30 protein-coding genes and 2 pseudogenes are annotated in these 26,900 nt (G+C 44.0%); 23 read left to right on the top strand and 9 right to left on the bottom strand.

Annotated elements, in window-relative coordinates; translation table 11 throughout:
• Positions 1-1,002, bottom strand: coding sequence for a permease (locus tag ACUYLD_RS21015; protein ID WP_254351310.1), 1,002 nt, complete (start codon positions 1,000-1,002; stop codon positions 1-3).
• A gap of 234 nt (positions 1,003-1,236) precedes the next feature.
• Between ACUYLD_RS21015 and ACUYLD_RS21010 the strand changes: the two genes are divergently transcribed.
• The 10 genes from ACUYLD_RS21010 to ACUYLD_RS20965 all read left to right on the top strand — a co-directional run bounded on the left by ACUYLD_RS21010 (position 1,237) and on the right by ACUYLD_RS20965 (position 10,893).
• Entirely contained in the window at positions 1,237-2,229 is a 993-nt protein-coding gene (locus ACUYLD_RS21010) for a CobW family GTP-binding protein (RefSeq protein WP_254351309.1), read from the top strand.
• Positions 2,226-3,350 (top strand): FecCD family ABC transporter permease, encoded by a 1,125-nt coding sequence (locus ACUYLD_RS21005; protein ID WP_446675915.1) that lies wholly within the window; start codon positions 2,226-2,228, stop codon positions 3,348-3,350. Before ACUYLD_RS21010 ends, ACUYLD_RS21005 begins: the two co-directional genes overlap by 4 nt.
• Positions 3,347-4,135: an ABC transporter ATP-binding protein gene (locus tag ACUYLD_RS21000; protein WP_250261500.1), complete on the top strand. Its 789-nt coding sequence runs from the start codon at positions 3,347-3,349 to the stop codon at positions 4,133-4,135. Before ACUYLD_RS21005 ends, ACUYLD_RS21000 begins: the two co-directional genes overlap by 4 nt.
• 64 nt (positions 4,136-4,199) lie before the next feature.
• Positions 4,200-5,222: an ABC transporter substrate-binding protein gene (locus ACUYLD_RS20995; RefSeq protein ID WP_446675914.1), complete on the top strand. Its 1,023-nt coding sequence runs from the start codon at positions 4,200-4,202 to the stop codon at positions 5,220-5,222.
• Positions 5,223-5,439: 217 nt separating this feature from the next.
• Entirely contained in the window at positions 5,440-6,147 is a 708-nt protein-coding gene (locus ACUYLD_RS20990) for a metal ABC transporter ATP-binding protein (protein ID WP_025724201.1), read from the top strand.
• Entirely contained in the window at positions 6,093-6,941 is an 849-nt protein-coding gene (locus ACUYLD_RS20985) for a metal ABC transporter permease (RefSeq protein ID WP_061831372.1), read from the top strand. Before ACUYLD_RS20990 ends, ACUYLD_RS20985 begins: the two co-directional genes overlap by 55 nt.
• Before the next feature lie 55 nt (positions 6,942-6,996).
• A complete protein-coding gene (locus ACUYLD_RS20980) occupies positions 6,997-7,995 on the top strand; it encodes a metal ABC transporter substrate-binding protein (RefSeq protein WP_061831373.1) in 999 nt (332 codons plus the stop codon).
• 201 nt (positions 7,996-8,196) lie between these two features.
• Positions 8,197-10,458, top strand: coding sequence for an ATP-binding cassette domain-containing protein (locus ACUYLD_RS20975; protein WP_039273336.1), 2,262 nt, complete (start codon positions 8,197-8,199; stop codon positions 10,456-10,458).
• Positions 10,459-10,469: 11 nt separating this feature from the next.
• The gene (locus ACUYLD_RS20970) at positions 10,470-10,628 is read left to right on the top strand and encodes a hypothetical protein (protein ID WP_446675913.1); all 159 of its coding nucleotides are present in this window, start codon (positions 10,470-10,472) and stop codon (positions 10,626-10,628) included.
• A gap of 1 nt (position 10,629) precedes the next feature.
• Positions 10,630-10,893: a MarR family winged helix-turn-helix transcriptional regulator gene (locus tag ACUYLD_RS20965; protein ID WP_446675912.1), complete on the top strand. Its 264-nt coding sequence runs from the start codon at positions 10,630-10,632 to the stop codon at positions 10,891-10,893.
• A gap of 286 nt (positions 10,894-11,179) precedes the next feature.
• Here the strand turns inward: ACUYLD_RS20965 and ACUYLD_RS20960 are convergent, their stop codons facing one another.
• Positions 11,180-11,431, bottom strand: a complete 252-nt coding sequence (locus ACUYLD_RS20960) for a helix-turn-helix domain-containing protein (protein ID WP_039273332.1) — start codon at positions 11,429-11,431, stop codon at positions 11,180-11,182.
• Positions 11,432-11,671: 240 nt separating this feature from the next.
• Between ACUYLD_RS20960 and ACUYLD_RS20955 the strand changes: the two genes are divergently transcribed.
• From ACUYLD_RS20955 to ACUYLD_RS20930, 6 genes are all read left to right on the top strand, one after another.
• Positions 11,672-12,025, top strand: coding sequence for a hypothetical protein (locus tag ACUYLD_RS20955; protein ID WP_446675911.1), 354 nt, complete (start codon positions 11,672-11,674; stop codon positions 12,023-12,025).
• A 408-nt stretch (positions 12,026-12,433) separates the two neighbouring features.
• Complete coding sequence (locus tag ACUYLD_RS20950; protein WP_023988407.1) at positions 12,434-12,796, top strand: response regulator; 363 nt, start codon at positions 12,434-12,436, stop codon at positions 12,794-12,796.
• Between the two features lie 84 nt (positions 12,797-12,880).
• On the top strand, positions 12,881-13,369 hold the full coding sequence (locus ACUYLD_RS20945; RefSeq protein WP_039273324.1) for a hypothetical protein: 489 nt from the start codon (positions 12,881-12,883) through the stop codon (positions 13,367-13,369).
• A gap of 104 nt (positions 13,370-13,473) precedes the next feature.
• The gene (locus tag ACUYLD_RS20940; RefSeq protein WP_446675910.1) at positions 13,474-13,668 is read left to right on the top strand and encodes a hypothetical protein; all 195 of its coding nucleotides are present in this window, start codon (positions 13,474-13,476) and stop codon (positions 13,666-13,668) included.
• A gap of 12 nt (positions 13,669-13,680) precedes the next feature.
• Entirely contained in the window at positions 13,681-14,016 is a 336-nt protein-coding gene (locus ACUYLD_RS20935) for a YolD-like family protein (RefSeq protein WP_013310132.1), read from the top strand.
• Between the two features lie 117 nt (positions 14,017-14,133).
• Positions 14,134-14,478, top strand: coding sequence for a cupin domain-containing protein (locus ACUYLD_RS20930; RefSeq protein ID WP_061831375.1), 345 nt, complete (start codon positions 14,134-14,136; stop codon positions 14,476-14,478).
• A gap of 106 nt (positions 14,479-14,584) precedes the next feature.
• Here ACUYLD_RS20930 and ACUYLD_RS20925 read toward each other — a convergent pair whose 3' ends face one another.
• On the bottom strand, positions 14,585-15,454 hold the full coding sequence (locus tag ACUYLD_RS20925; protein WP_446675909.1) for an aminoglycoside 6-adenylyltransferase: 870 nt from the start codon (positions 15,452-15,454) through the stop codon (positions 14,585-14,587).
• Between the two features lie 689 nt (positions 15,455-16,143).
• Between ACUYLD_RS20925 and ACUYLD_RS20920 the strand changes: the two genes are divergently transcribed.
• The 5 genes from ACUYLD_RS20920 to ACUYLD_RS20900 all read left to right on the top strand — a co-directional run bounded on the left by ACUYLD_RS20920 (position 16,144) and on the right by ACUYLD_RS20900 (position 21,070).
• Complete coding sequence (locus ACUYLD_RS20920) at positions 16,144-16,839, top strand: response regulator transcription factor (protein WP_446675908.1); 696 nt, start codon at positions 16,144-16,146, stop codon at positions 16,837-16,839.
• A 1-nt stretch (position 16,840) separates the two neighbouring features.
• A complete protein-coding gene (locus tag ACUYLD_RS20915) occupies positions 16,841-17,896 on the top strand; it encodes a HAMP domain-containing sensor histidine kinase (protein ID WP_028541664.1) in 1,056 nt (351 codons plus the stop codon).
• A 221-nt stretch (positions 17,897-18,117) separates the two neighbouring features.
• A complete protein-coding gene (locus ACUYLD_RS20910) occupies positions 18,118-19,299 on the top strand; it encodes an alpha/beta hydrolase (RefSeq protein WP_446675907.1) in 1,182 nt (393 codons plus the stop codon).
• A gap of 90 nt (positions 19,300-19,389) precedes the next feature.
• Positions 19,390-20,340, top strand: coding sequence for an ABC transporter ATP-binding protein (locus ACUYLD_RS20905; protein WP_061831377.1), 951 nt, complete (start codon positions 19,390-19,392; stop codon positions 20,338-20,340).
• Positions 20,341-20,353: 13 nt separating this feature from the next.
• Positions 20,354-21,070 (top strand): ABC transporter permease, encoded by a 717-nt coding sequence (locus ACUYLD_RS20900; RefSeq protein WP_250261490.1) that lies wholly within the window; start codon positions 20,354-20,356, stop codon positions 21,068-21,070.
• Between the two features lie 225 nt (positions 21,071-21,295).
• On the opposite strand, the gene ACUYLD_RS20895 is transcribed toward ACUYLD_RS20900, so the two are convergent.
• Together ACUYLD_RS20895 and ACUYLD_RS20890 are read right to left on the bottom strand one after the other, a co-directional pair.
• Complete coding sequence (locus ACUYLD_RS20895; RefSeq protein WP_416145622.1) at positions 21,296-21,670, bottom strand: hypothetical protein; 375 nt, start codon at positions 21,668-21,670, stop codon at positions 21,296-21,298.
• Complete coding sequence (locus tag ACUYLD_RS20890) at positions 21,670-21,783, bottom strand: transposase (protein WP_348622253.1); 114 nt, start codon at positions 21,781-21,783, stop codon at positions 21,670-21,672. Before ACUYLD_RS20890 ends, ACUYLD_RS20895 begins: the two co-directional genes overlap by 1 nt.
• A gap of 14 nt (positions 21,784-21,797) precedes the next feature.
• Between ACUYLD_RS20890 and ACUYLD_RS20885 the strand changes: the two are divergent.
• A pseudogene (locus tag ACUYLD_RS20885) lies at positions 21,798-22,016 on the top strand (DUF3732 domain-containing protein); the annotation flags it as partial.
• A gap of 94 nt (positions 22,017-22,110) precedes the next feature.
• Here the strand turns inward: ACUYLD_RS20885 and ACUYLD_RS20880 are convergent.
• From ACUYLD_RS20880 to ACUYLD_RS20865, 4 genes and pseudogenes are all read right to left on the bottom strand, one after another.
• Positions 22,111-23,020: pseudogene (locus ACUYLD_RS20880) on the bottom strand (transposase); the annotation flags it as partial.
• 52 nt (positions 23,021-23,072) lie between these two features.
• Entirely contained in the window at positions 23,073-23,906 is an 834-nt protein-coding gene (locus ACUYLD_RS20875; RefSeq protein WP_446675906.1) for a class I SAM-dependent methyltransferase, read from the bottom strand.
• 156 nt (positions 23,907-24,062) lie between these two features.
• Positions 24,063-24,944, bottom strand: a complete 882-nt coding sequence (gene hslO, locus ACUYLD_RS20870) for an Hsp33 family molecular chaperone HslO (RefSeq protein WP_446675905.1) — start codon at positions 24,942-24,944, stop codon at positions 24,063-24,065.
• A gap of 31 nt (positions 24,945-24,975) precedes the next feature.
• The gene (locus tag ACUYLD_RS20865; protein ID WP_250268202.1) at positions 24,976-25,452 is read right to left on the bottom strand and encodes an RrF2 family transcriptional regulator; all 477 of its coding nucleotides are present in this window, start codon (positions 25,450-25,452) and stop codon (positions 24,976-24,978) included.
• Positions 25,453-25,695: 243 nt separating this feature from the next.
• Between ACUYLD_RS20865 and ACUYLD_RS20860 the strand changes: the two genes are divergently transcribed.
• Entirely contained in the window at positions 25,696-26,709 is a 1,014-nt protein-coding gene (locus tag ACUYLD_RS20860; protein WP_061831380.1) for an LLM class flavin-dependent oxidoreductase, read from the top strand.
• Positions 26,710-26,900 lie beyond the last annotated feature (191 nt).

The following is a 26,900-nucleotide window of genomic DNA, read 5'->3' as shown; positions in this document are numbered from 1 at the left end:
TCACCTCCCCAATAACCATTCTGCAGCTATAGAACCCACAAGGACGAGTGAAGCAATGAGCAAGCCCAGGATGGCGACAAATTTAGTGCGGAAGGTGCTGAGCAGCATGAGCGTGCCTTTGAAGTCTAACATCGGACCGAGTACAAGAAAGGCTGCCAGCGGACCTAGTGTAAAGGTGTGTGAAAAAGCAGTGGCTACAAAGGCATCGGAGGTGGAACATAGCGACAGTATGTAGGCAAAACCCATCATAAAGGCGTACGATCCGACCGTTCCGTTGCTTAACGAAAGCATCTCATCACGTGGGATGAAGGTTTGGATGCAGGCTGTTAATAATGCGCCGATAGTGAGATATTTACTCATGTCCAAAAACTCGTCACCAGCATGTACAAAAAAGCCCCGCCATGTGCGACTATGCCGATGAGTCTGATTGTTCTGCTTTTGCTGGTTAAAAGAGAGCAACGACCGTTTGAGCGGATGCACTCGCACAAAGGCATACACGATCAGCCCGATGATCGCGGAGACGGCAAAAGCCAAACCCATTCGAACGGCAGTGACCTCGGGATGGGAAGGGAAAGCCATCATCGTCGCAGCCAGTACCACGGGATTGATAATGGGCCCGCTTAAAATAAAAGTGATACCCATATAGGCAGGCATTCCCTTGAGCATTAATTGGCGAACGACAGGGATCATGCCGCATTCACAGATGGGAAACAGCATACCTAGTAAGGAGGCCAGCAGGACACCCGGTACAGGATGCGCAGGCGCTATTTTTCGAATCCATGTCTCCGGTACAAGCCACTGCAAAAGGGATGAGACGAGTACACCGATAAGGAGAAACGGAACAGCTTCCAGAAAAATACCCATAAATACCGTTTTTAACGGTTGCAGCTGGCCCATATCTAACAAACGAAGCCACTGGGGAGATAGCGTGACAAGCACAGGGATGAGAAAGGCAAACGGAATCATAAAAGGCAGCATCTTCAACAGCGTACTGTTTTTCATTCCACGTCTCCTTGGGAATAAGGGTTCTTATCTACATCCTATGTCTGTAGAGGGACAATCATGCCCGCTGGATTGTGCTTGTCTCACCTCCTATATTGACAATTCAAAGAGTGGTCATATATATTTATGTTTGTTATTAGTAATTATTACGATTAAAATCCGATAAATGATTGCAAGAAGGAAACTTTTACGGTACGATCCATATTAAATGTTGTAAAGACAAGGAGGGGTTATATGATACCGATAGTTGTTTTATCCGGTTTTTTGGGTAGCGGTAAAACCACTCTTCTTCAGCATGCGCTGGCTTACTACAAGGAGAAGGGCCTCAAGCCAGCCATTTTGATGAATGAGTTGGGTGATGTTAATCTGGACGGCAGTTTGGTGAATGGCCAAGCACCCATGAAGGAAATGCTCAGTGGTTGTATATGCTGTACTATTCGCGGGGATTTGGGCGTCGAGCTCATGAATCTTGCTGAGGAATATAAGCCGGACGTGATTATTGTAGAATGTACTGGAGTAGCTAACCCGATGGAGATCGTAGATGCAGTGACAGACGCCTCCATCTATTCTTCTATGATTCTACAATCCGTTATCACGGTCATAGACGCGCGTCAATTTCTGGATTTTGCCTCGGGGAACGAGAGAGGCAAGTCGCTTCGTTTGATGCAGGATCAGCTTCGGTGCGCTTCCAAACTGATTATTAATAAGACCGATTTATTGGCTGTTGGCGAGTTGCAGAAAGTACAGGCCCTCGTAAAAGAGTTAAATCCATATGCTCTGACTGTGAGCACGCAACGAAGTGACGTGGACGCGGATATTTTTTTCTCCACTCAAGGAGAGGGGCGTATGGACGTTGACCATCACTCTCATGATCACCATGACCACGCCCATGACCACGAACATGGGGAGCATTATCATTCCTACGACCACGTAGTGGTTCACACGCATTTCTTTGGACAACCTGTGCCACGCTCCGAGTTTGAACAGTTGTTCCGCAGTTTGCCAGCTGAAATTTACCGGGCCAAAGGAATTGTGCGGTTTCTGGAATCAGAGGGTCAGATGATGTTTCAGTTTGCCTATCGGGAGCTGGAAATCATTCCGATCCGCCCGCAAAAGCCAGTGAACGATGTAGCGGTTGTCATGGGTGAGAATTTCTCTGCTTCCGAGATCGAGGAACAATTGAGAAAGTTGGAAGCGGCCGAAAAGCCATTGAGTAGTAGTTCATGACTTCGAGAACGAGCAACCTTAATCCATCAAGACCTAATCCATCACAACATAATTCTCGCGCACACCTAGCTGGCAAGTCTACTTGGGGATTTACAACAATTCTGCTGCTGACTGCTGGGCTGTTGCTTTCGGTGACACTCGCAGTCATGCTCGGTCCTGTAGCTGTCGCACCGGGAACGATATGGCGAATTGCACTGTCTCATCTTCCCTGGCTGGACCAGTGGATACCCGTGACATGGACCAAGCCTGAGCAATATATCGTTTGGGAAATCCGCTTTCCACGCGTGCTGCTAGGAGTTGTCGTAGGAGCAGGACTTGCTGTTACAGGGGCGACTATACAGGCATTAATTCGTAATTCGTTAGCGGACCCCTATATTTTAGGAGTCTCGTCTGGGGCTTCGGTGACAGCCACGTTGGTAATTGTGTTCGGAGCTTTCGGATTTTTAGGACGATTTGCGCTGCCTTTATCTGCTTTTATAGGCTCGTTAACTGCAATGCTTATGGTGTTCGCGTTAGCCCGTGTGGCTGGGAGCATATCGACGACCCGCTTATTGCTGGCAGGAGTGGCGGTGTCCATGATGCTGTCGGCTGTGACTAGCTTTATCGTTACGATGGCCCCGAATGAAAAAGGCATTCGTGACGCGATGTATTGGATGATGGGAAGTCTGGCAGGTGCTCAATGGGACACGCTTTTCATTCCAAGCCTCATTGTAGCCGTTGGAACGGTAGTCCTCCTGACCCGATACCGTTCGCTGAATGCTTTGCTAACGGGCGAAGAAACCGCAGTAACGCTAGGTGTGAACGTACAGACGTTCCGCGTATTACTGGTTGTTGTGGCGTCTCTTTTAACCGGGGCAGTCGTATCAGTTAGTGGCTCAATTGGCTTTGTGGGGCTTATGATTCCGCACATCGTTAGGCTGATAGTGGGATCAGATCATCGGCGTGTACTGCCCGTCAGTCTGTTGGCGGGAGCTATTTTTGTCGTGTGGGCTGATGTATGTGCCCGGCTCGTGCTGGCTCCACAGGAGTTGCCGATTGGTATTGTAACGGCTGTGTGCGGAGGCCCCTTTTTTGTGTGGCTGCTGCGTCGTAGTTCCTACTCGTTTGGAGGCGAAAAATGAATATAGAAGTCGAATGCGTGACCTTCAGTATTCACGACAAACGGCTGATCGACGGCATCTGTCTCCAGGTAAAAGCAGGGGAACTGGTCGGATTGATCGGTCCGAATGGCAGCGGGAAATCGACGTTGCTCAAAAATATGTATCGCGTGCTAAAGCCTGACAGTGGTTTGGTTACGTTGGATGGCCAAGATATGCTGCGGATGAAGTATAAAGAAACGGCCCGACAAATGGCAGTGGTGAGTCAGGATGCGCCGCAAACGTTTGATTTTTCAGTACGGGACATCGTCCTGATGGGTCGCCATCCGCATAAGAAACTGCTGGAAGCAGATACTGTCGCCGATCATGAATTGGTCGAGCAGGCGCTGGAGCGGGTAGGCATGAATGCTCAGGCGGATCAGGGCTTTGCCACCTTGTCTGGCGGCGAAAAGCAACGGGTATTGATCGCCAGAGCTTTGGCCGGGCAGGCGAAATTTCTTGTTTTGGATGAGCCAACAAATCATCTGGACATCCGGTATCAGCTGCAAATTCTGGATTTGGTCAAAACACTTCGGATAACTACGCTAGCTGCACTACATGATTTGAATTTGGCGGCATTTTATTGTGATCGAATGTATGTATTAAAAGAAGGCAAAGTGGTAGCCTCCGGCATAACGGAGGATGTGCTTCAGCCAGACCTGCTGTGGAGTGTATTCGGGGTGGAGACAGAAATCTGTATTCATCCAAAAACCGGGAAGCCGAATATTACCTTTTTACCGGATTCTCTCAGGAGAGGAGGCTATCCATGACGCGAACAGAACAGGTGATATGATGAGGTAAGATAAACTACAAATAAAAGAGGAGACGGTACATATGAAAAAATATAGCAAGCCCGCGTTACCGCTGGTTATGATCGCTTTGGCGATGATGCTGTTGTTATCAGCCTGCGCAGCAGGAAACACGGCTCAAACAAGCGATCCATCGGCAAACGGGCAGCAACCTGCCGCATCGCAATCGGCAACCAATAAGACGTCGGTAGAGCTTGAGAACATGGGCGTTAAAATGGCATTTCCCGAGGCGCCCAAACGCGCGGTTACACTGAACCAGCACGCGACTGAGGTTATGCTGGCTCTTGGACTGGAATCCTCTATGGTAGGAACTGCGTATTTGGATGATCAGATTTTACCGAAATATAAGAATCAATATGACAAAATTCCGGTACTGGCCGAACAATATCCGTCCAAAGAGGTGTTTATGGCCGCTGCACCGGATTTTGCCTATGCAGGCTGGAAGAGTGCCTTTAATGATAAAAATCTGGGTTCCCGTGAGGAGCTAGCCAAACAAGGGGTGCTGACCTATGTACAGAAGTCCTCAAACAAGCCGGGTCCCATATTAGAAGATGTATATCAGGATATACTAAATATTGGGCGTATTTTCAGGGTTGAGGAGCGTGCAGAAAAGCTGGTAAATGACATTCGTGAACAAGTGAAGTCCATTCAGACTCAAATTGGTACTGTTGAGCAGGCACCCAAGGTGTTTGTTTATGACAGCGGAGAAGACAAGCCCTTTACGGCTGCCAACAATTATCTAACGTCCTTGATTGAAAGTGTGAAGGCGAAAAATATTTTTGATGATATTGACAAAAGTTTCACCGAAGTAAGCTGGGAAGAGGTTGTGAACCGTAACCCTGATGTGATCGTCATTCTTGACTATGGTGATACTTCACTGGCTGATAAAGAGAAGCTGCTCCTGAGCAAGCCTGCGCTGGCTGGTGTGGAAGCGATCAAAAACAAACGGTTTATTGTCCTGCCATTATCCGCGGCGGCTGAAGGTGTACGTGCACCGATTGCACTGAAAACCTTGGCTGAAGGCTTGTACCCGGACAAAATGAAGTAAACAAACAAAAGAGTTGCCAAAACATTGACGAACCTTGCCTAAACTGTTAAACTTGCTAATGCGTAAAGGTTACGTTTATCAAACGCTTATTTTTTTATTACCAAATCGTAATAATTACGGTAGATGGTTTAATGATCATAAACGACCTGGAGAATCTGCGCAAATGATGATCGCTCAGATGGCTCCAGGCTTTTTAAAGGAAAAGGAGATTTGCGTCATGTTATTGGCCTCATTGGAACAGGTCACATTTGGCTACGGAGATGTTCCTAACTTGGTGGATGCCAATGTTGAAATTTTTTCGGGAGAATTTGTGGCTATTACCGGACCGAATGGTGCTTCCAAATCAACCATGCTCAAACTATTACTCGGCTTGCTTCAGCCTTGGAAGGGCAAGGTGTTTATGTCTAACCGTACAGGTGAAGGCAAAAAGCTTGTTGTCGGCTTTGTATCCCAACAAATTGCTGCTTTCAATGGCGGATTTCCAAGTACGATTTTGGAATTTGTCCGTTCAGGAAGATATACTCATGGCTCTTGGTTACGCCGTATGCGTTCTGAGGATCATGATCTGACTGAGCAGGCGCTGCGTCAGGTAGGCATGTGGGATTTGCGTCACCGTAAAATCGGCGAATTGTCCGGTGGACAAAAGCAACGCATTTGTGTGGCGAGAGCGCTCGCTCAGGAATCGGATTTGCTCATTTTGGATGAGCCCACGACCGGCATGGATCAGGAAAGCCGCCATCATTTCTACGATCTGATGAATCAGCAGGTTAAGGAATATGGAAGAACTGTGGTCATGGTGACCCATGGACTATCGGAAGTACAACATTATCTGGATCGAATTATTGAGCTTGAAAGGAAGGAAGATGGCGGATGGAAATGCTGCACTACGACTTCATGCAGCGGGCATTTTGTGCCGGTGGGGTAATTGCACTGCTGGCCTCGGTGCTTGGAGTATACCTGATGCTGCGGCGTCAGGCTCTCATGGCGGACATGCTATCGCATGTATCGCTGGCAGGGGTGGCAGCGGGTGCCTATTTAGGCATTAACCCGACGATAACCGGATTTGTTGTTGCCGTAATCGGCGCGATTATCGTTGAATACGTCCGCAGGTCTTATAAAACATATAGTGAGATTTCTGTGGCTATTATAATGGTAGGTGGCCTATCGACGGCTGTTATTTTAATGAATCTGAATCAGAGCATCAACAAAGGGTTTTCCGCTTATTTGTTCGGCTCGGTCGTAGCGGTCAATCAGACAGAGCTGATGTTGATGATTGTAGTGGCTGTGATCGGAGGTATTTTCTTTTTTGTATTCCGGCGTCCTTTGTATCAGATTACCTTTGATGAGGAAACGGCAAAGACTAATGGTCTTCCTGTCAAGTCTATCTCATTTGCGTTTAGTATTTTAACAGGGATGATTGTAGCCGCAGCCATGCCGATTGTCGGTGTGCTGCTTGTCTCCTCACTCATCGTGCTCCCTGCAGCGCTGGCGATTCGAATTGCACCGAGCTTCGCGGCAGCCATCTGGATATCTATGGTCACTGCGTTGATCGGCGTATTTATGGGTTTAACGGCATCATATGAACTCAGTACACCCCCAGGGGGGACGATTGCCATGGTGCTGTTATTATTCCTGATCGTAGGAGCTGGTATTCAAAAGCTGGTCCGTAAGCTGGGCAAGCAACAGGCTTCCCGGCGGAAGAATGCGACAGGCCAGTGAGTGTAATTACAGTGAGAATTAACTAAAAAATCTAACGCATAAAGGAGTAATGAATATGAATACATGGTTCAAAAAATCATTTGTATTGTCTGCGGGACTAGCACTTATTTTGTCTGGCTGCGGAGCCAAATCCGATAATGCAGCTACAAATGCTTCCCAAACCGAGCCGAATGCTGCACAAACAGCAGACAGTGGTAAGAAGCTGAATGTAGTCACCACTTTTTATCCAATGTATGAATTCACGAAGCAAGTTGCTGGTGACCATGCTAACGTAACCGCGTTGATTCCTGCTGGTGCTGAACCGCATGACTGGGAACCGAGCGCCAAAGATATGGCACAGGTTAAGGATGCTGACGTATTTGTGTATAACGGTATTGTCGAAGGTTGGGCAGAACAGGCTTTGAGCAGCGCGTCCAACGATAAGCGTGTTGTAGTTGAAGCGAGCAAAGGGTTGAACCTGATGGAAGGGACTGCTGAGGAGGAAGAAGGAGAAGAAGCACACGCAGAGGAAGGCCATGATCACGATCATGTGCTGGACCCTCATGTATGGCTTGATCCAGTCTTAGCTCAAAAAGAAGTAGAAGCTATAGAAGCAGGGCTTGTAAAAGCCGATTCGGCAAACAAAGCTGATTATGAGAAAAACGCCGATGCTTATATCGCTAAGCTGAAAGAACTGGATACCGAGTTCAAAACGGGTCTGAAAGATGTAAAACGTAAAGACTTTATTACGCAGCATGCTGCTTTTAGCTATTTGGCTAAGCAATACGGTCTAACCCAAGTACCCATTGCCGGTTTATCTCCAGAGCAAGAGCCTACACCGGACAAGCTGGCGGGTATTATCAAATTTGCCAAAGAAAATAATGTTAAAACGATTTTCTTCGAAACTCTTGTTGATCCGAAGGTCGCTGAGACCGTAGCTACTGAAATCGGTTCAAAAACCGATGTACTGAATCCGCTCGAAGGATTGACAGATGAAGACAAACAGAAGAACCTGGATTACCTTGGTGTGATGAAAAACAATCTGGAGGCTTTGAAAAAAGCCTTGAATGAATAAGTAAACTTTAAATAAATAGTTCGAAAAAGACGTCGGCATAATAGCGGCGTCTTTTTTTATGACTATCGGCCCTTTGGTTACTGGTGATTTTCGTGTCTGCTGACTAAGTTCAACATTGCCATTCATAAAAATAATGATAAAATATAGTTGATCATATCAACTATCAACCTAATCAACTATATTGTAAAGAAGGTAAATGAAATGAGCGACAATTGTATACGGGTATTAGGAGCGAGGGAACGAAATCTAAAAAATATAGATGTGGTGATCTCCAAAAAAGAAATTACCGTTTTTACAGGTGTATCCGGCTCAGGGAAATCATCTTTGGTATTCGATACAATAGCGGCAGAATCACAACGGCAATTAAATGAAACCTACACAAGTTTTATTCGTCACCGTATGCCGCATTATGGAAAACCAGATGTGGATACAATTGAAAATTTATCAGTCGCTTTTATTATCAATCAAAAACGGTTAGGTGGTAACGCAAGGTCAACAGTAGGGACAGTTACAGATATTTATTCTCTATTGCGACTGTTATTTTCACGAATCGGAACTCCGTTTGTAGGGTACTCTGATGTGTTCTCATTCAATAATCTGGCGGGTATGTGCAGCCAATGTCAAGGTTTGGGAAAGGTTGAAACAGTTGATATCGAACGACTGTTAGATAAAAACAAATCCTTAAACGAGGGCGCAGTCTGTTTTCCCACCTTTGAACCTGGGGGTTGGCGATTAACACGCTATATTCATTCGGGTTTTTTTGACAATGACAAAAAAATTAAGGATTATTCCGAAACCGAGTTGGAAATGCTTCTTTACGCTGATGGTATAAAAGTGAAAAAACCCTCACCTGAATGGCACAAAACCTCGTTGTATGAGGGGCTGATCCCGCGCATTGAGCGGAGTTTTCTAAAAAAAGAAGAAGGAGAAAAGATAAGATACAGTAAACAAATTGAACGTTTTGTTACCAAACAGACTTGTTCACACTGCAACGGGACACGCCTGAGTGACAAGGTCCTATCTTGTAAAGTGAATGGGAAAAATATCGCTGAATGTGCTGAAATGCAGGTGAGTGAACTTTTAGAGTTTATTGAGGCCATTCATACTCCGATGACCACCACAATCGTTTCAGAGTTAGTCAATCGGCTGCGGCAGATGGTATCGATTGGATTAGGCTATTTAAGTTTAAATAGAGAAACACCTACTCTTTCAGGTGGGGAGTCGCAAAGAATCAAAATGGTTTGTCAACTGGGAAGTAGTCTGACTGACCTTACTTATATTTTCGATGAGCCAAGCATAGGGCTACATCCCCATGATATAAGCAAAATAAATGACCTTATGAAACTTTTGCGAGACAAAGGCAACACCGTGCTTATCGTGGAACATGACCCCGATCTGATAAAGATTGCAGACCATGTAATCGACATGGGACCGGGTGCGGGAATTTATGGTGGTGAAATTGTATATCAGGGCGACTTACAAGGATTAAAGGAATCGGGTACACTGACTGGGAAATATTTGTCACACCAGCCTGAGTTTAAACTCAATACACGCACCCCAAAAGGCTGGCTTTCCATCGAAAATGCAACATTACATAATTTGAAAAATATTTCGGTTCAAATACCCAAAGGAGTAATGACCGTTGTAACTGGTGTCGCTGGTTCAGGAAAAAGTACGCTTATCAATCAAGTATTACCTCAATTTTTTCCTGAAACTATATTCATCGATCAAAAAGGGATACAAGCGTCAAAACGTTCAAATATAGCCACCTTTATGGGGATCTTTGATAGGATCAGAAAGTTATTTGCAAAAAAGAACGGTGTTAGTGCCTCCCTGTTCAGCTTTAATTCGCAAGGGGCTTGTCCTGTTTGTAAAGGCTTGGGTGTTACATACACAGACTTAGCTTTTATGGATACAATTGTTACCGTGTGCGAGGAATGCCAAGGGGATCGTTTTACCGATGAAGTGCTCCAATACAAGCTAAGAGGCAAAAATATTAGTGAAGTCCTTAAAATGACTGTAGCCGAAGCTTTGGACTTTTTTCAGGAAGAAGAAATTAGCAGGGGATTAAAAATGCTTTCAGATGTTGGAATCACTTATATTCCTTTGGGACAACCACTAAACACTTTATCAGGCGGGGAATTACAGAGGATAAAGCTTGCTTCCGAGCTTGAAAATGACGGGCAAATTTATGTTCTGGATGAACCTTCAACTGGCCTGCATATGGCGGATATAAAACAGTTAATTGGTGTAATGAATCGCCTAGTGGAACAAAATTCAACCCTTATTGTAATCGAACATAATTTTGATATTATTTGTCAATCTGATTGGATTATCGACTTAGGTCCTTTTGCCGGGCAAAATGGTGGTGAAATCATATTTACGGGGTTAACGGAAGATTTAGTTAAATGCAGAGATTCACTTACAGGAAGTTACCTGAAAGAATATATTGAGCGCACATAGGAGGAAAAGCAATGCCAACAAAAGATTTAGAAGATAGTTATGTTCCTTTTCAATGTATGATTTTAGCTTACTCTAACCGGTTCAGCGTAGAAGGTGTATCAACGGCACAATACTATATACTGGATACTTTGAATAAGCAAGGTCCTAAAAACAACAAAAGAACTCGCTGAAATGAAAGGTATTTCACAATCGGGTATTTCTAAATTGACGAAACGTCTGTTGGAGAAAAAGTATATAAATCAGGAAAGGCAACTCAATGACCGCCGCTCTTATAATATTGTACTTACTAGTGAGGGAAAAGCGTTTCTTAACCGTGTTGAGGATTTCGGAAATGAAATCATGAATTTAATGGAAGAAGCATTAACAGAAGATGAAGTACAGTCCTTCTCATTGATGTGCAAGAAAATTACGAGCCTATACGCTGAAAAGCTGTAGGATAGTCATGAGCGTGATCAACCACGCTTTTCATCTGATAACAACAGCGGCCGCTTTGGAAGAGAGGCTTTTATTTACCCTAAGCTATCGAGTGTATCGAGAAAATCATTATCCACCAGCCGGAACAGGCACGGTAAAACCGCCGCCTGCTATGAGTTTGTTGCTTCCTTTAGGACACTGTCCGAAAAGGTCAGAAATATACTTAAAAAGCTGCGGTATATTATATTTACTTATTGCTATAAGCAGTTATCTCTATTACGTAGACCATAAAAACGATCTCTCTCCATTAGACAGAAGAGAGATCGTTTTTTGCGTTGCGTGGGATATATTCCAGAACATCGCTCAGGTTATGTCTCTGACCTGTAAGATCTTCTAATGTGTCGAGAATGTGACTTAATGTTTCCAGATCTATGCGTTTTGTCTTACCATCGCACATATCGTAGATTAAGTTCGGTCGAACTTTTGCTTCACGAGCCAAGGCATTTTTTGTGATTCCTGCTTTGCCCAATGTTTCCTCTAACTTTATATTTATCGCCAAAGATAATCACCTCTTATCAAGTATTTTACCCTGTTAGTAAGCATTATGAAATAATCATTTGACGATAAACGTTTAGGAGTGTATATTCATTATAGGAGTTATCGTATAACGATAAATATTAAACGATAATATCTACTAGAAATCTATTTTTCACAAACGAATTGATTATTATACTTGCTTGGTTGTTAGATTAAGTTTTGATCCGGTCAAATAAATTTTTTTAGAAAAGAGGAAAAGGACATGTCAGACATTGCTGTGCTTGAGAAGATTGTGATTGTTCATGTATGGGAAGAGGAAGAACTTGATTATGAAACGAGCGAGGCTTATCTTATTAAGCCAGGTTATGCTATGTATGTTCTAACTGGCACTGTTCATTTGGCAAGAGTGGAGAGAATTTATCAAACGGGTTTGCATCGTTTTTACGTTGAAGATCGGAGCACTGTATCTATTCAATTAGCATCTTGTCTAACAGGAGACATATCTGTAAAGATACAAGAAATTGTTATGAAGTTATTGAGTAAAAATGCATTAGATTGGCTCACTTGTGATGTAATGCATGGTATGACAGGGGGCTTTGAATTTGAAACATTATAATATAGGCTACATATTCTAAAGTTAAGAATCCTAAAAAAGTAGAAATTGTTAATCAGAACGGGTTCACAAACTTACATGAAAACGGAGTAGGCGGAATGGTGCTGTACAAGAAAGTACCATCCGTCTGCGGAGTGGCACGATAGGTAGTTTTTAAATTCAGCTTATATAGTACTAAGGTTTCAATAGATACCTAGTACTTTGTAATCTTCACACTACATAAATTATTTACGTCATTGTGAAACGTTTTTTTGAAAACTAATGCTGTAGTAGCTAGTTTCAAATTTCTTTTATAATTCATTGGTAGCGTTTTTATTTTTACAGATTCTTTCTATTAATATTACTAGTTTATTCACCGATATTGAAGTTTGGGCGTGCAATATCATTTGACAACGGATTGGAGAGGTTAATTTGGCAACAGTTATAGTAGTGGATGACTCTTTATTTATGCGTTCTGTGCTTAAGGATATTCTTTTGGATTTAGGTCACGCTGTTATCGCGGAAGCAGAAAATGGGTATGATGCTGTTTTGAAATACGCACACTTTCGTCCCGATTTAATCACCATGGATATTAATATGCCTAAGATGGACGGACTTGAGGCTGTTAAAAAGATTGTAGAGCTTGATCCTCAAGCCAACATTTTGATGTGTTCTGCTTTGGGGCAGCAGGAAGCGATTATAAAAGCATTTCAGGCAGGTGCAAAAGACTTTATTGTTAAACCATTTGAGATGGAAAGGGTCGTGAATGCAGTCACAAAAATGCTGGGGAGTTAATGAATCAAGATTTTAATACATAAATATTGAACATGTTAAAGCGAGAATTCCATGCTTATTTTCACGAATATGGAGATGAATAGGATGAGCAATCGAGTGTTGTCTCAAAAAGTATTTATAGACGAATTGATCGCTACGATCAAGAATGGAGGGCTTGTCCCTGTAAATTATGAACACCTCATCAGCGAACAAAGAGAAAGAATGGATGCTCTTAACAATGAACTTACCCTTCGTATTGAGGGATTAGAGACTGATTTGATCTCTGCTTCGACACATTCCATTCCTTTTGCCAATGGCGAAATTATGTTTCTTGCTCGTTATATTGTACTCATTGGGGATCATACCGAGGGATACTTTGTGTTCTATCGAGCAGAAGATTGTGAAAGTCCAGAGGAATATCAGTTTTTAACAAGCTCTTATCAACTTCCACATTTATTACTTGAATTATCTCTTTCTTTAAAAGAACATGGTACTAATGAGCCGATTGATATTCTGACTTATTGGAATGGCCCTGTCTACCCGCTGAAAGATTTGAATAAAGAAGATATTAAGCTATCCACCTATGAATTTTAATTCCCTTGAGAGAGTCAAATCCCTCAGGGGATTTTTTTACATTGATAATCAAACGCATGTTCGCATATAATACAAACAAACGTTCTGATAAGGAGTGAAGGATCATGTTGGAAAAATACGTGGGGCAGATCGTGGAAATCGTGTATTTGGATCGGAAGGGCAAGCTGTCTCATCGGCGTATCGAGGTGCATCGTGTGCAGAATGGCTTGATACGAGCCACCTGTCTACAGACAGGCCAGCCACGTGTTTTTCGATTAGATTATGTATTGGCATGGCATCCGGTAACCAGAACAGCATAGGAGGGGCTTACGATGGGGAAAAAGCTTGAAGGAAATGGCATATGGGAAAGCTCGCGCATGATTTTGCCTGAGCATCGGGAGGCATATTTGAGACTGATGAAGGAGCAAGGAAGGCGCGGCAAGCCAGCACTGGACGATCAGGAAATGCAGCAGATTGAACAGGCCATCATCGTATCCTATAACGAACGGAAGCCTATTACGCTAAAAGTGTTCAACCCGTTTGATGATGAGGAGCTTCGTGGATTGGTTACGGTGATTAATACAAGTCGGCGAGAAGTGAAGCTGTCCCGTGGGGAAGAGGATTTTAGCTGGATAAAGTTGGAGGAAATTATCGAGGCGGATATATAAAAAAGTCTGACTAAGTCGGACTTTTTCTATATTTGTCCTGCCGTTTTATAATTAAGATTGTAGCTCTATGAATTCATATATAAAATAAACTGTAATTGCAAAAGGAGGAGTTCAATAATGAAAATTAGTAAAAATAATGCGGAACATTATATATGGGGAGATCAATGTGATGGTTGGCGCTTGGTGAAAAATAATGATTTGAGCATTATTCATGAGCGGATGCCCGGAAATACACATGAGGTCAGACATTATCATCATCATGCGCGCCAATTTTTCTTTATTTTATCAGGTACAGCGGTACTTGAAGTGGATGGTGAACGAATCCAATTAGGATCTCAGGAAGGGTGTGAGGTTCCTCCTATGGTGCCTCATCAAATGTTTAATGAAACGAATCAGGATGTTGAATTTTTGGTTATCTCTCAGCCTGCGAGCAGAGGTGACCGGGTTCTGACCGAAAAATAATATTTTGGAGCAGACCTAAAGGAGCATATAGGACAGAATAACTTAGAGTATAAAAAAAAAACCAGCCTAGCACATGAAAATCAAGTGCCGACTGGTTTTTTTTTTATCAATAAATGTCCTTAGCATCTGCTGGGAGAGCTTTTACGTGATGGAGATAGTTCGTAACACGTTGATCGTCCAGAGTCGGATATTCGTAACCATAATAGTTCGCTACTTCCAAGGCAACTTCTCTAAATAAATTTCCCATGATCAAAAGAGACTGCCACATATGTTCATAATCTGCATCCGCAAACGTTTGGATATAGAGTGTCCAAAGTCCAGGCTCAAGGTGGTTCTCAAAATATTTTCCCTGTTTACCCGGATCTGCCGCGAAGTCTGTTCGTATACCAATATGCCATTCCAGCATCAAGTGGAGCGCATCTCTAACAGGCCGATCCAGCATAAATTTAGCATAGGGCAGCTCCTGTCGCCATAACCCTTTAGCCACATAAGTACTGACCCACCAGAACTCGTTGCAGGAATTCGCATAGACTTGGGCAGTTGGAGGTATCGTCTTATAATCTTGAAGACTTGGCGGTGGGAAAGGCTCCACAAGCCCGTCTTTATCCAGCAGCAGTACACTTAAGCTGTCTCGGGTCCAATTGGCGATGTTATTCGTAGGGTAGAGTGTAAGATCTATGCGATTGCCGTCCGTAAATAACATGAGAAAAGCAAAGCGATCATGGGGCATCGGGGTAGGTTCCATATGCTCATCGGGCGTCTGCATAATGATCAATTCACCAAAATGGTGAATCCAGCCACGTTCCTGAATAAAGCTGTCCATGGAAGATACGAGAAAGACGATGTCATAATCCTGAAAAATATCTCGTAGAGCATGTGGATTGGCGCGTGAACCGTTCATAATCACAGCATGTACCCGTTCGTCCTCTTGAGCAAATTGGAGAATGGTATGCAGCATCTCTTGTTCACTTCTCACTATAGTCGTCTCCACAAACGGTATCGAAAGGAAAAAAACGTAGACAAGACAGCAGTAGAAATAAGGGCCACCAGTTCAAGGATCATCAAGAACGACCTCCTGTAAGTTCTTTTATCTGGGAAAATTATCCTATCCTTACAATAGCCTATCCATGGAAGCCATTCAACTGTGCTGCCGAGGCCTTCTTCATTACCCAAAGTATACTTGACCGAATTGTATGTTTTATCCATAATGAAGCGAGGCATCAAGTACAGACCATCGAAACTCTCATAGGCTTATGGGAGGCAAATCAGACAGATGTGTGCTCATCACATGATTCAAGGAATGGAACTCGCAGAATCTTATTTTTATAAGGCATTCGGTCTTTTTAATACAATGAAGCATCACATATCGATTCAAGGTGTCATTAGCGGCACCATACCGGGTAGAATTTTTTATCTAATAATGGGGATAACGCTGTATTGAGCAACCCCCAAGGCATTTTTCTGGGAGGAAGTCCGGACAATAAATTTTTAAAAGAAATCAACATGTTGCTTCAAGAAATCCTATTACCTCAACTGGCATCCAAAGGAGAAATATCCGGAACTGGAGAGGCGCTTTGAGCGCGACTTTTTTTGTCAATTCGAGTCCATGCGGCTCTTGTGTGTTATATAAATGCAGTCCATTTAAAGAGGTTGGGAGGTATAAAGATGCCAAAAACGATATTAGTTGTAGACGACGATGAAGAAATCGTAAAACTCATCACAAAGAGTTTAAGGTACGAGCAATTTGCAATAATTTCGGCATGTTCCGGGAAAGAAGCCTTATCTGCATTGGAAGAAAATCACATTGATTTCATCGTTCTTGATATAGTGATGCCTGATATGGATGGACTTGATGTCTGCAGAAGTATCCGAAATTCTTATAATGTCCCAATTCTGTTTTTAAGTGCGCGTGATAAGGACATTGATAAAATCGTCGGGCTCGAAATAGGAGCAGACGATTACATGACCAAACCTTTCAGTATTCAGGAGCTTGTCTCCAGGATAAAGGCTCACTTCAGAAAAGTGGACAGGCTTTTTAAAGAGTGGGATGAACTTAGTCCCAGTAACGAAAAGGCGGATGCTCCGCTCATTTTGAACGATAAGACGTTTGAAGCATTTCTGAATAGCAGGAGGCTCGACTTATCAACGAAGGAATTTCAGATTCTGTCTATCCTCATGCGCCACCCCAATCATGTATTGACTCGTGAGCAGATATATGAAAACGTCTGGGGAGACGAATACGGAGAAATAAATACCGTAACGGTTCATATAAAAAATATCCGTAAGAAACTTGGTTCTGAATATGACTTTATTAAAACAATATGGGGCATAGGATATAAATACACGGAAAGAGAGCAGTAGTATGAAACTGAAAATAAAGCTTCCTCTTTTGTTCCTGCTGATGTTTATAATATTCATGTTTTCGATTGGAATGTATCTGAAGCTTGTCTTTGCAGTATATTCCCCTATACGCAGTTCATTGCTGGACTCGCGATATATAGCATTGCTCCTGCCCATATTTGCAATTGCCTGTTTCATATTTATTATTCTGATTATCTATATTCATTTTTGCATAGAGAAACCCATTCAGCTTCTGAATACCAGGCTTGAAGAAGTAAATATTGTACATCCACTGCCTCCGCTAGCTCTGAGAAGTAATGATGAGATCGGAGAACTTTATAAGCACTTCAATAAGATGGAGCATCGGCTTCAACTCGCGCACAAAGAGCAGATCGATATGATCGCGGCAATTGCCCACGACTTGAAAACACCCTTGACATCTATTAATGGTTTTACTGAACTGCTGGCTACACACAAGGATTTACCAGAAACTGAAAAGCAGGAATATTATGATTTGATTCAAAGGAAGTCAGGATATATGGTCGAACTCATCAATGATTTCTCCAGCTTCACCAAAGAAAAACTGGAGTTGGAATCTATGGTAGCTAAACCTGTAAAAGCATCAAAATTATTTGAAAACATTGCCCTTGAATATGAGTATGAGTTGGCGGGACTTGACAACGAGCTTACTTGCCGCCATTCATTCACGGAAAATATATTGCTGATGGTCAATGAACCGATGATACGTCGGGTTTTCGGCAACCTCTTTAGCAATGCTGTAAGATATGGAGGGAAAAATAAACTGAAAGTGTATATGACCGGATACCCGCTAGGACAGTATGCCTTTTTTCAAATCGAAGATAATGGAATTGGAGTGCCGGATAAGGATATATCTTCTCTGTTCCTCAAATTTTTCACTGTGGATAAATCGCGGCAAATCCAAAAGGGCGGGCTGGGTCTGGGTCTTGCAAGCTGTAAATCCATTATTGAACATCATAGGGGCGAAATTTGCGCCTACCCTTCCGAATATGGCGGTTTGGGGATAAGATTCAGCCTTCCCTTGGCCGCACAACACTGATTTTATTTTTGCACATTTTCTTTTACTACAGGAGTTAAAGGCTGCTGCCGGGTGTGAACACCCAGGCAGCAGCCTTTTTTGTTTTTTCAGCGGTTTATAGTTTTTTATATTCTCTTTATAAACATTTATTTTTCTTTTAAAGAAGCTTTATCTTTGTGTTGTAAAAATTACTTGTAGTAAAAAAACTACAATCACTAGAACTGGAAAAGGAGGATGTTGCAATGTCAATTGAGTTCAGCCGTTGGCCCAATCACTACATGATGTCATACCAAGTCACCAAAGCTTTGGGTATGGCAAGCCTCGGTGCTACGGACGTCACCGAGATCTACGAGGCCTGCAAAAAAATCGACCCCGATGACAAGGACACGTGGCACAGGGAGTGGCTCATAACGGCTCAGGTATTGGAAAGACACGGCAAGGAGGCCGAAACGGCTGGAAACTGGTATACAGCACGAAACTGCTACATTCGTGCCTGCAATTACTACAGAATTGCGGAATATGCGGTGATGGATGATGACACCGAGAAAATCCGTATATTTAAGAAAGTAAATGAACTCTTCGAAGCTGCCGGAAAGTACTTCGATGTCCAACCGGAGAAGATCCAAGTCGATTACGAAGATGTCAAGTTGGATGGTTACTTCTTCTCCCCTTCCTGGATAAAAGGTCCGAAGCCGACCCTTTTTGCTCTCAACGGTGGCGACGAGTGGTCAATTGAAAACTATTTCTGGCTAGGTCCCGCTTTTATTTCGTGTGGATATAACTTTCTGGTCTATGACCAGCCTGGGACCGGCCTCTCGCTGTACGAAAAGGGAAAAGGAAGACGAGCGGACAGTGAGGCTTTCCATTCCCGGGCAATCGACTTTCTTCTAACGCGGCCGGAAGTCGATCCCGATAAGATTATCGTGCACGGTGAGAGTTTTGCGGCTTACGACTCGCTGCGATTCGCTTCGTTCGATCACAGGATTGCTGCCGTCATCTCCGACGGCGGTACGCACGCCTTCGACTGGGATGCCATGCTTAAATGGATGCCGCCGAGTCTGGCCGCACACGGCATGAGAATTCTGGGGGCAAAAAGCTTGGAGGATTTTGCGGGGAATCCGCGTTTTGCCTATGATCTTGAGGGCGTGCTCCACCAGATAGAATGTCCGCTTCTTGTAATGCACGGAGCGGAAGAGATATTGGTTCAGCCAAATCCGCTGACACAAGCCTTGAAGAATTACGAGCAAGCGGGTTCGAAAAACAAGACGTTCTACCCGATAGAGGATAGACGACTTGGCGGATTAGAACACTGTCAGGTAGACAACATCAACGTGATGCATGAGGTAGTGCTGAATTGGCTCTGCTCAATTGGGCTTGGGCCAGCCTCGCCTCGCTTAAGCGATTGCCAGGACATCATAAAGTAGATTTATTGAAAAATTTCTGATTGAGCTTGTTCAGGAGTGTCGTACTTAGAATCCTGAATAAGCTCTCTGTTTATGGAGGAGTTGAAGGCTTTGAGTATTTTATCAAAGGAAAAAAATGGCGGAACGCCCGCCATACAAATTGAGGGAGTGCACAAAAAATTTGGCGACTATATCGCATTGAACAATCTTTCGCTGGAGGTGAGCCGAGGAGAGATATTTGGATTTTTGGGACTGAATGGCGCTGGAAAGACAACGACCATAAAGATGCTCTTGGCGATGCTCAAGCCAACCTCCGGCAAGCTCTATATGTTAGGTGAAAAGGTCGATGCCGGAAACTATAAATTATGGGACAAGGTTGGATATTTGGAGGAGGCTACTTTTTATCCCGATTTAACTGTAGTTGAAAATCTTGACATAGCACGACGCATGCAAGGGGTGCCTGACAAAGATTCCGTAAATCGGGTTATCTATAAGTTGGGGCTTGAGCTGCACAAACAGAAGAAGGCAAAGAATCTTTCTTTAGGAAACAAACAACGCCTGGGACTTGCGAAAGCAATGATTCACAATCCGGAAATTCTAATATTGGATGAGCCGATAAATGGCCTCGATCCCGCAGGCGTGGCGGAGATACGGAATATGTTATATAACCTAGCGAAAAATTTCGGCGTAACTGTTTTTATATCCAGCCATCTGTTAGAGGAACTCTCGAAAGTTTCCACACGCATTGGGATTATTCACAATGGCCATCTTGTTAAAGAAGTCGCAATGGATAAGCTGGAGCAATCGTTACAGAAAAACTTAGTGGTGAATGGCCGCGACAAACATGCCTTAAAGGAGGTGCTTGAAGAGCATGGATATGAATTTGAGGAGATAATAGACGGCTATATTAAACTAACCGATGACCACGCAGCGGATAGTCCTGAACGACTGGCCGAACTGCTGGTTAAATCCAATCAACCGCCAACATTGCTTCGAGTGATTACGGAGGATTTGGAAGGATATTTTCTCCGCACAATTGGTATGACAAGGGGGAATATATAAGGGGGAATATATAATGAATATTTTTTCTGTCTTACATTGTGAGATTCGCAAGATTATTCGCGCCAATGTGTTTTGGTTGGTATTTCTTATTTTTGCATTTGGGCCAATCATGATGGGAGTCGGAATTATTTTATCCAGTGACGCCGGCGGCATCAATTGGAAAATGTATTTAACCGAATTGCTTGATAGTCTTGCCCCGCTGGGACTTATCGGGTACACCTTTATCGCGGCATGGGTATTTGGACGAGAGTTTTCGGATAAAACAATTAAAGATTTGCTTGCAAAGCCCGTTTCCAGATCGAAAATTGTACTGTCCAAATTTCTTGTAATTTTAGCATGGAGCCTATTACTTTCCATGTATATGTTTGCCATAGGTTTTGCCGTGGGGGGTATTCTAGGAGTTGCGGGCGGGTTAGCTTCTTTTATTTGGAATATCTTCTTTAAATTCATTATAACATCGCTATTGTTTATTATTGTTACCACACCAGGCACTCTTCTGGCCAATGTGAGCAAGGGATACTTGGCACCATTAGGACTCATCCTAATAATCGTCATTCTCTCAAATGTTTTGGCCTCTTTTGGATTCGGCCCCTATTTTCCGTGGACCATCCCGTCGGTATTTCAAAGCACCGGGTTTTTAAAGTTGAGTAGTATAATCATTCTTGCGTCTACGGGAATAGCCGGAATAGTCGGAACATTTGCCTGGTGGAGATTTGCCGAGCAGCAATAAACGCGCTACATGCACTGAGTTGTAGATATATCAATTATGAAAAGGAACAACAATCTCTCCGCTGCTCGCACGTTCATGCTTGACGAAAAACTAAGCGCTGGATTGGAGAGTGTACCACAACCGAAGCAGTTCAAAACGCGCGTTTCAAGGGTTGAAACATACACACAGCCCATTCTGGAGGGCAAAGGGTTGAACGATTAGAACGGACAAATGGATCGGATATTCTCAAGAAATACGAAAGGCGAGGAACATCTGCCGAAGAGCAGGTGTTTTTTTGCTTAGAATTACAGAGGGAGCAGCAACCCTTAAATTATGAGGGGGGATATGATGTGTTCTTATGCTGAACCTGTTTCCGGTGTTCACCGGCATCGGGCTGATCATTCCGATAATGCCGAAATTCATTAATGAACTGGGGATTGCCGGAAGATGTGTAATGCTCCCATTGAGCCAGTCGACTTCAACGGTAAGTTGACCGACCAGCTTTTCTAGGCGCTCCTGTTTGCTTTCGTATTCCTTTCTCATCTTGTCCGCTTCACTCGTCCCTTTCTCGAACACCATAGACGCCCGGCTCAGAAACTCGGCTTTCCACCAGCTAATCATCACGGACTCATTTCATATTTGGCGGCAATCTCGTTCACGGTCTGCTCTTCCTGCAAGACCTCCAGCACAATCTTCGTCTTAAACTCTGGGGTGTATCGGTTCCGTTTTTCCATAGCTTTATTATTATTTATTTATCACCCTCCCGTGTCTAAACCTATGGGAGCATTATAAAGAATGGAACCCTGTACCTCAATTTTTAATTTTTGATCAACCAAGTCAAGTTTATTTTCCTGATAAATTACAAAAAGTCTCGAATATTAATTACACACCGGAAGACATCATAAAAATAGAAAAGATATTTGCAGCTTGTGTTCTTCATATAAATCTTCGAATCAGCGTGTATTAACAGGGGGGAAATTCCAAAACGGCTTACTAGCACACAGATTCCCCCTCCCCAGGAGACCGGGCATCTACATTTCCATGTGAAATTTTAGGAGCGCTCATTCCAATAGGGCGATTCGATATTCCATCCGTTTCCAGGTGTGGTGATTGACGAATGCCTTCGCCAGTTTGAGTACGGTGGTTCGACTATGACTTCCTTGATGTAGTTTTCTATCAACACCGCTAGTTGTAAAAGCGCCACAAATCGATGGATTCCCACTCCAGGCTCGTGACGATCGCTTCATACTCCCAATCGCTATCCAGCAGGAGACAAGCTTGGTCGTCCTGAACGACTTTCGCCTTGCGGATGACGGCGACCCGCCGCGGTTTCTTCCAAGACGTGGCCTGGTACCCAAGGGCGATGCCTTCAATGATCCAGTCTTCGTCCACGTAACGTTTCCAATACCAACAAGCGGCCACTTCAGCCGCCAATCGCTTGGTCCATTTCGTTTTGCCCATATAGTCGATCTGCTGTCCTTCCCAGAGTGAATAGAAGTCTTCGCCGCCAAAGCCCTTGTCAAACCGGACATATTGGACCCGGTGCTGACCTAAGAGGCTAAAGGTTTCTTCCAGAAAAGGGGCAGCCTCAGTGGAAGAGTGAACATTTCCCGCGCGGAGCACGGCATTCAGACAAAGGCGGGACTGTCCTTCAAAAGCGAGCAAAGGATGGTAGCTTTTGCGCCCCGGCTTATAGGCATTCTCGCCTTTCGCCGCTTAGTCCTGATTGCCGTAGACCGTCTCCACAGTCGAATCCAAATCGAGAATGAGCTTGGAGGACAGACAAGGCCGGACCACTTCGAGGTTCACTTGCCGGAGTTCCCTTCGTACATTAGGATTCGTTTATCCCAGCCGATCCAGTTCCTTGTACAGAAGCGAGTAGTGTGGACAGCGCCCCCCAAGAAAACGTTGGAGTAGAGAGTCCTTTTGCCATCTGCGAAAATGAAACAGTCGCTCACAGCCCAGTATCCAGATACGTCTTCTCATAGGCTATATCTCTCCGTAATTGTAGAGGTGCTGAGCTTCAAGACTTGGTACCTACCGCTAGCATATGCGGGCTCATACCGATCACAGATTCCTGCTCTTCAACCTGCCGTGATATATCTAGCAAACGGCTGCGATGGGAAGGAACCGCCCACTTCTCTTCAAATCCGGGTGCAATCCAGATGGGACCTTCTACGCCCAATACACGAGGCTCCGGCAATCCAGCAGCCTGCCAATCTGCACGCAAGGTATCTGGTGTATGAAAGTAGGAGCGTGTGAGTAAAGAGGGGTAAGCAGAGGGGCGCACATGCTGACCATCTGTCAACTCCTGTCTGACCATATCCATGAACGCATCTTCCTCCACAATGGTATTGCGCTCGCCGTATACCGATAGTCCCCACAGTAGCGAACCAAACCTGGAAATAGCTGAAGTAATCAGCGTTCCACCTTTTTTTAAGACACGCGCCGCTTCTTGCAGTGCTTTTACTCGTTCTTTCTGTTCCGTTAAATGATATAAAGGTCCCATCAATAGCACGATGTCCGCGCTTTCATCTTTGCGGTCAAGATTTCTGGCATCTGCGGTTTCCAGCTTGCTGATGATGGGTTTATTCAGTTGCTGCTGACGAGTGAATTCAATGGCTTGGGAAGATAGATCAAATAGATGAACTTCGTACCCCAGCTCTGCCAGCCACGAAGAGTAGACCCCTACACCGCCGCCGATATCGTAAATAACATGAGTAGACTCGCTGAGATAACGTGAAATGATTTCTTTTGATCTTTCCAGTTCTATTTTTCCTATGCCTCGCTCTAACCTACCTATTTCTGCACCGTCATCATAATAAGCCAGAATTTCCTGCGTATCTTTTTCGAGCATAGCGCACCTCATTTCAAGTGATTGGGATAATATAACATTATCACTTACATCATGAACAAGTCTACCGTGTTTAGGATTAAGAAATCATCGGAAGCATTGGGAAAGAAAAAAGCTGTTCCCCAGTAGCTAAACCTACTTTTTGGGAACAGCCCATATTTAAATGATGTTTGTTTCCAGCATGCCTTCGAGATCTTCTTTGGTAAGATGGTAGTGTGCGTTACAAAAGTGGCAATGAGCTTCAGCCTGCCCATCGGTATGGATCATATCTTCTATTTCCTTATTCCCTAAGCTGATAATGGCATTGGTAACGCGCTCTTCTGAGCAGGGACAATGAAATTGCACAGGCATGGTTTCCAGTATGTTCAGGTTGCTTTCTCCCAAAATCTGACCCAGAATCTGCTCTGGCATAAGACCTTCCATGACCATTGCGGAGATGCTTGGAATGCTCTCAATGCGTCTCTCGATAAAACTGATAACCTCCTCCTGCGTATCTGGCATCAGCTGAATAATAAAACCTCCAGCCGCCTGAATAGAGTTATCCGGGTTAACAATAACTCCCGCTCCTACAGAAGAAGGAATTTGTTCGGATTGGACGAGATAAGATGTGAAATCCTCCCCCAGTTCACCCGAAACGAGAGGGACTTGTCCAACAAATGGGTGTTTTAAGCCGATATCTTTAGATACAATTAGCGCTCCATCTGTTCCTACAGCTCTGGCGACATCTAATTTCCCTATCTGATTAAGCTCAAAATGGGTTTGTGGATTTTTTACATAACCTCTAACTTCACCTTTGGAGTTGGTATCGACAAGAATAGTGCCGATAGGTCCGCCGCCATTAATCCTGATCGTCAGTTTATCCTCATCTTTAAGCATGGCTCCCAGCATGACGCCGACCGTCATAGAACGTCCCAATGCAGCCGATGCTGTGGGCCAGGTATAATGACGCCGTTGAGCTTCACTTACCGTTTCCGTTGTTCTCACGGCATAAGCCCGTACCTGGTTATTGTAGGCAAGAGCTTTTACTAAATAATCGTTCATGTTCATATTCCTTTCTGTTCATTAGAGTTCTTTACAAGACCATTTTTTCCTGAATCCAGTTCTCCAAAGAAGTCATTTTGTCATCATATCCTTCTTTAAAAAAGTCAGCGGATAGTGACGCGATGGTTTCTCTTTTCAGAACGGCTTTCCAGGAGGCTTCCGCTTCTTCCATCAAATTTGCCAGTAAACAACACTGATCGTCTTTCTTTAATTCAAGCATATCGTTGTAGATACCGCTGGAAGAATAGAGAGTCTGTTGTCCTTCAATCGCCAGATAAATATCAAATACCCGTATATCCTCAGGTTTTTTCTTTAATTTGAACCCGCCCTTGACACCAGGTACAGAAGTAATCAAATCGGAGCTAACCAATTTACGTAACAGTTTATGAAAATAAGTAGGCGAAGCACCTAACTGCTGGCTAATGGCCTCACCAGGTAAAACAGCTTTGTCCGGCAGCATCGTGAGTAGAAGAAGCGCGTAGACAGATTGTTCGACACCTGTTTTCATATGCACTAGCAATCACCTCAATATTTATAACCAGGCTAATATGGATAATGATTATCCATATAAATGCATGATAGACGAGCTTCTCGTAAAAGTAAACTGTTTTTGAACAAAACTAAAAATTTAAATCATTTGCAATTTATAACGGGACACATTATCATAATTGATGCATCAATTGATGGGTCAAAGAATTAAGGCGTTGAGGAAAATTCATAAAATAATATTTTGACAGGGGGTTTATATATAATGACTACGCGTAACGTTGCACTATCTATATTAGATCTTGCACCTGTCCTTGAAGGCGGCACTCCTGCCGATTCCTTCCGTGACACGGTGGATCTTGCCCAGCATGCTGAACAATGGGGGTACCATCGGTACTGGCTAACGGAGCATCATAACATGCAGGCGGTCGCCAGTGCGGCTACGTCCGTGATCATCGGGCATGTAGCTGCACATACAAACAAAATTCGGGTCGGTTCAGGCGGTATTATGCTGGCTAACCATGCTCCACTCATGATTGCAGAGCAGTTTGGAACCCTAGAGTCGCTCTATCCGGGACGAATTGATCTGGGACTTGGCCGGGCTCCAGGCACGGATCAACCTGCGATGAGGGCACTGCGGAGAGGACTTCACAGTACTGGGGAAGATTTCCCCGAGCAATTGAATGAGCTGCGTTCTTACCTGAATCCAGCACTGAACGGAGCCGTTCCGGGAGTAAGGGCGATTCCTGGAGAAGGGCTGGACATTCCCATCTGGTTACTGGGATCAAGCGGATTCAGCGCACAGCTGGCAGGTCAGCTTGGGCTGCCGTTCGCGTTCGCCAGCCACTTTGCCCCGGCTCATTTGCTTCAGGCTCTGGAGTTGTACCATCGCAATTTTCGGCCATCCAAAGCACTGGATAAGCCATATGTGATGGTCGGTGTTAATGTGCTTGTTGCAGATTCTGATGAGGAAGCAAAATGGCTCTTTACTTCACAAGAACAGCAGTTTCTAAATGTGCTGCGCGGGCACAGCGGAGGACTGAAGCCACCAGTGGATGACATGGAAAAGCTATGGAGTGAGCACGAGAAGGAGATGGTTCGTGGTAATATGCTGGGGTATTCAGCCATCGGCAGTCCTGACACCGTCAAGCAAAAGATGGATTTGATAATCGACCAGACGAGAGCCAATGAGTTGATTACAACCTCTCAGGTATATGACCATCAGGCGCGCCTGCGCTCGTACGAGCTGCTAGCCAAAGTGATGCGTATAGTTGGGTAATTAGATGAGTTAAACGAATGAGGCCGTGCCAGAAAGGTTCTTATAACCGATTCTGACATGGCCTTTATTTTGTGCGTGGCCATGATCGTTTACCAAATGAATATATCCATTTTTTTAGATGGATAAAAATTAAATTTATTTTTGATTATTTTTGTATTACTCATTTTCAAATTAAAACAAAAGTGTTATAG

It is taken from the genome of Paenibacillus sp. SER-28, from assembly GCF_052906305.1.
Note: the sequence above shows the minus strand (reverse complement) of the source record. Positions and strands in the feature narration are given on the sequence as shown.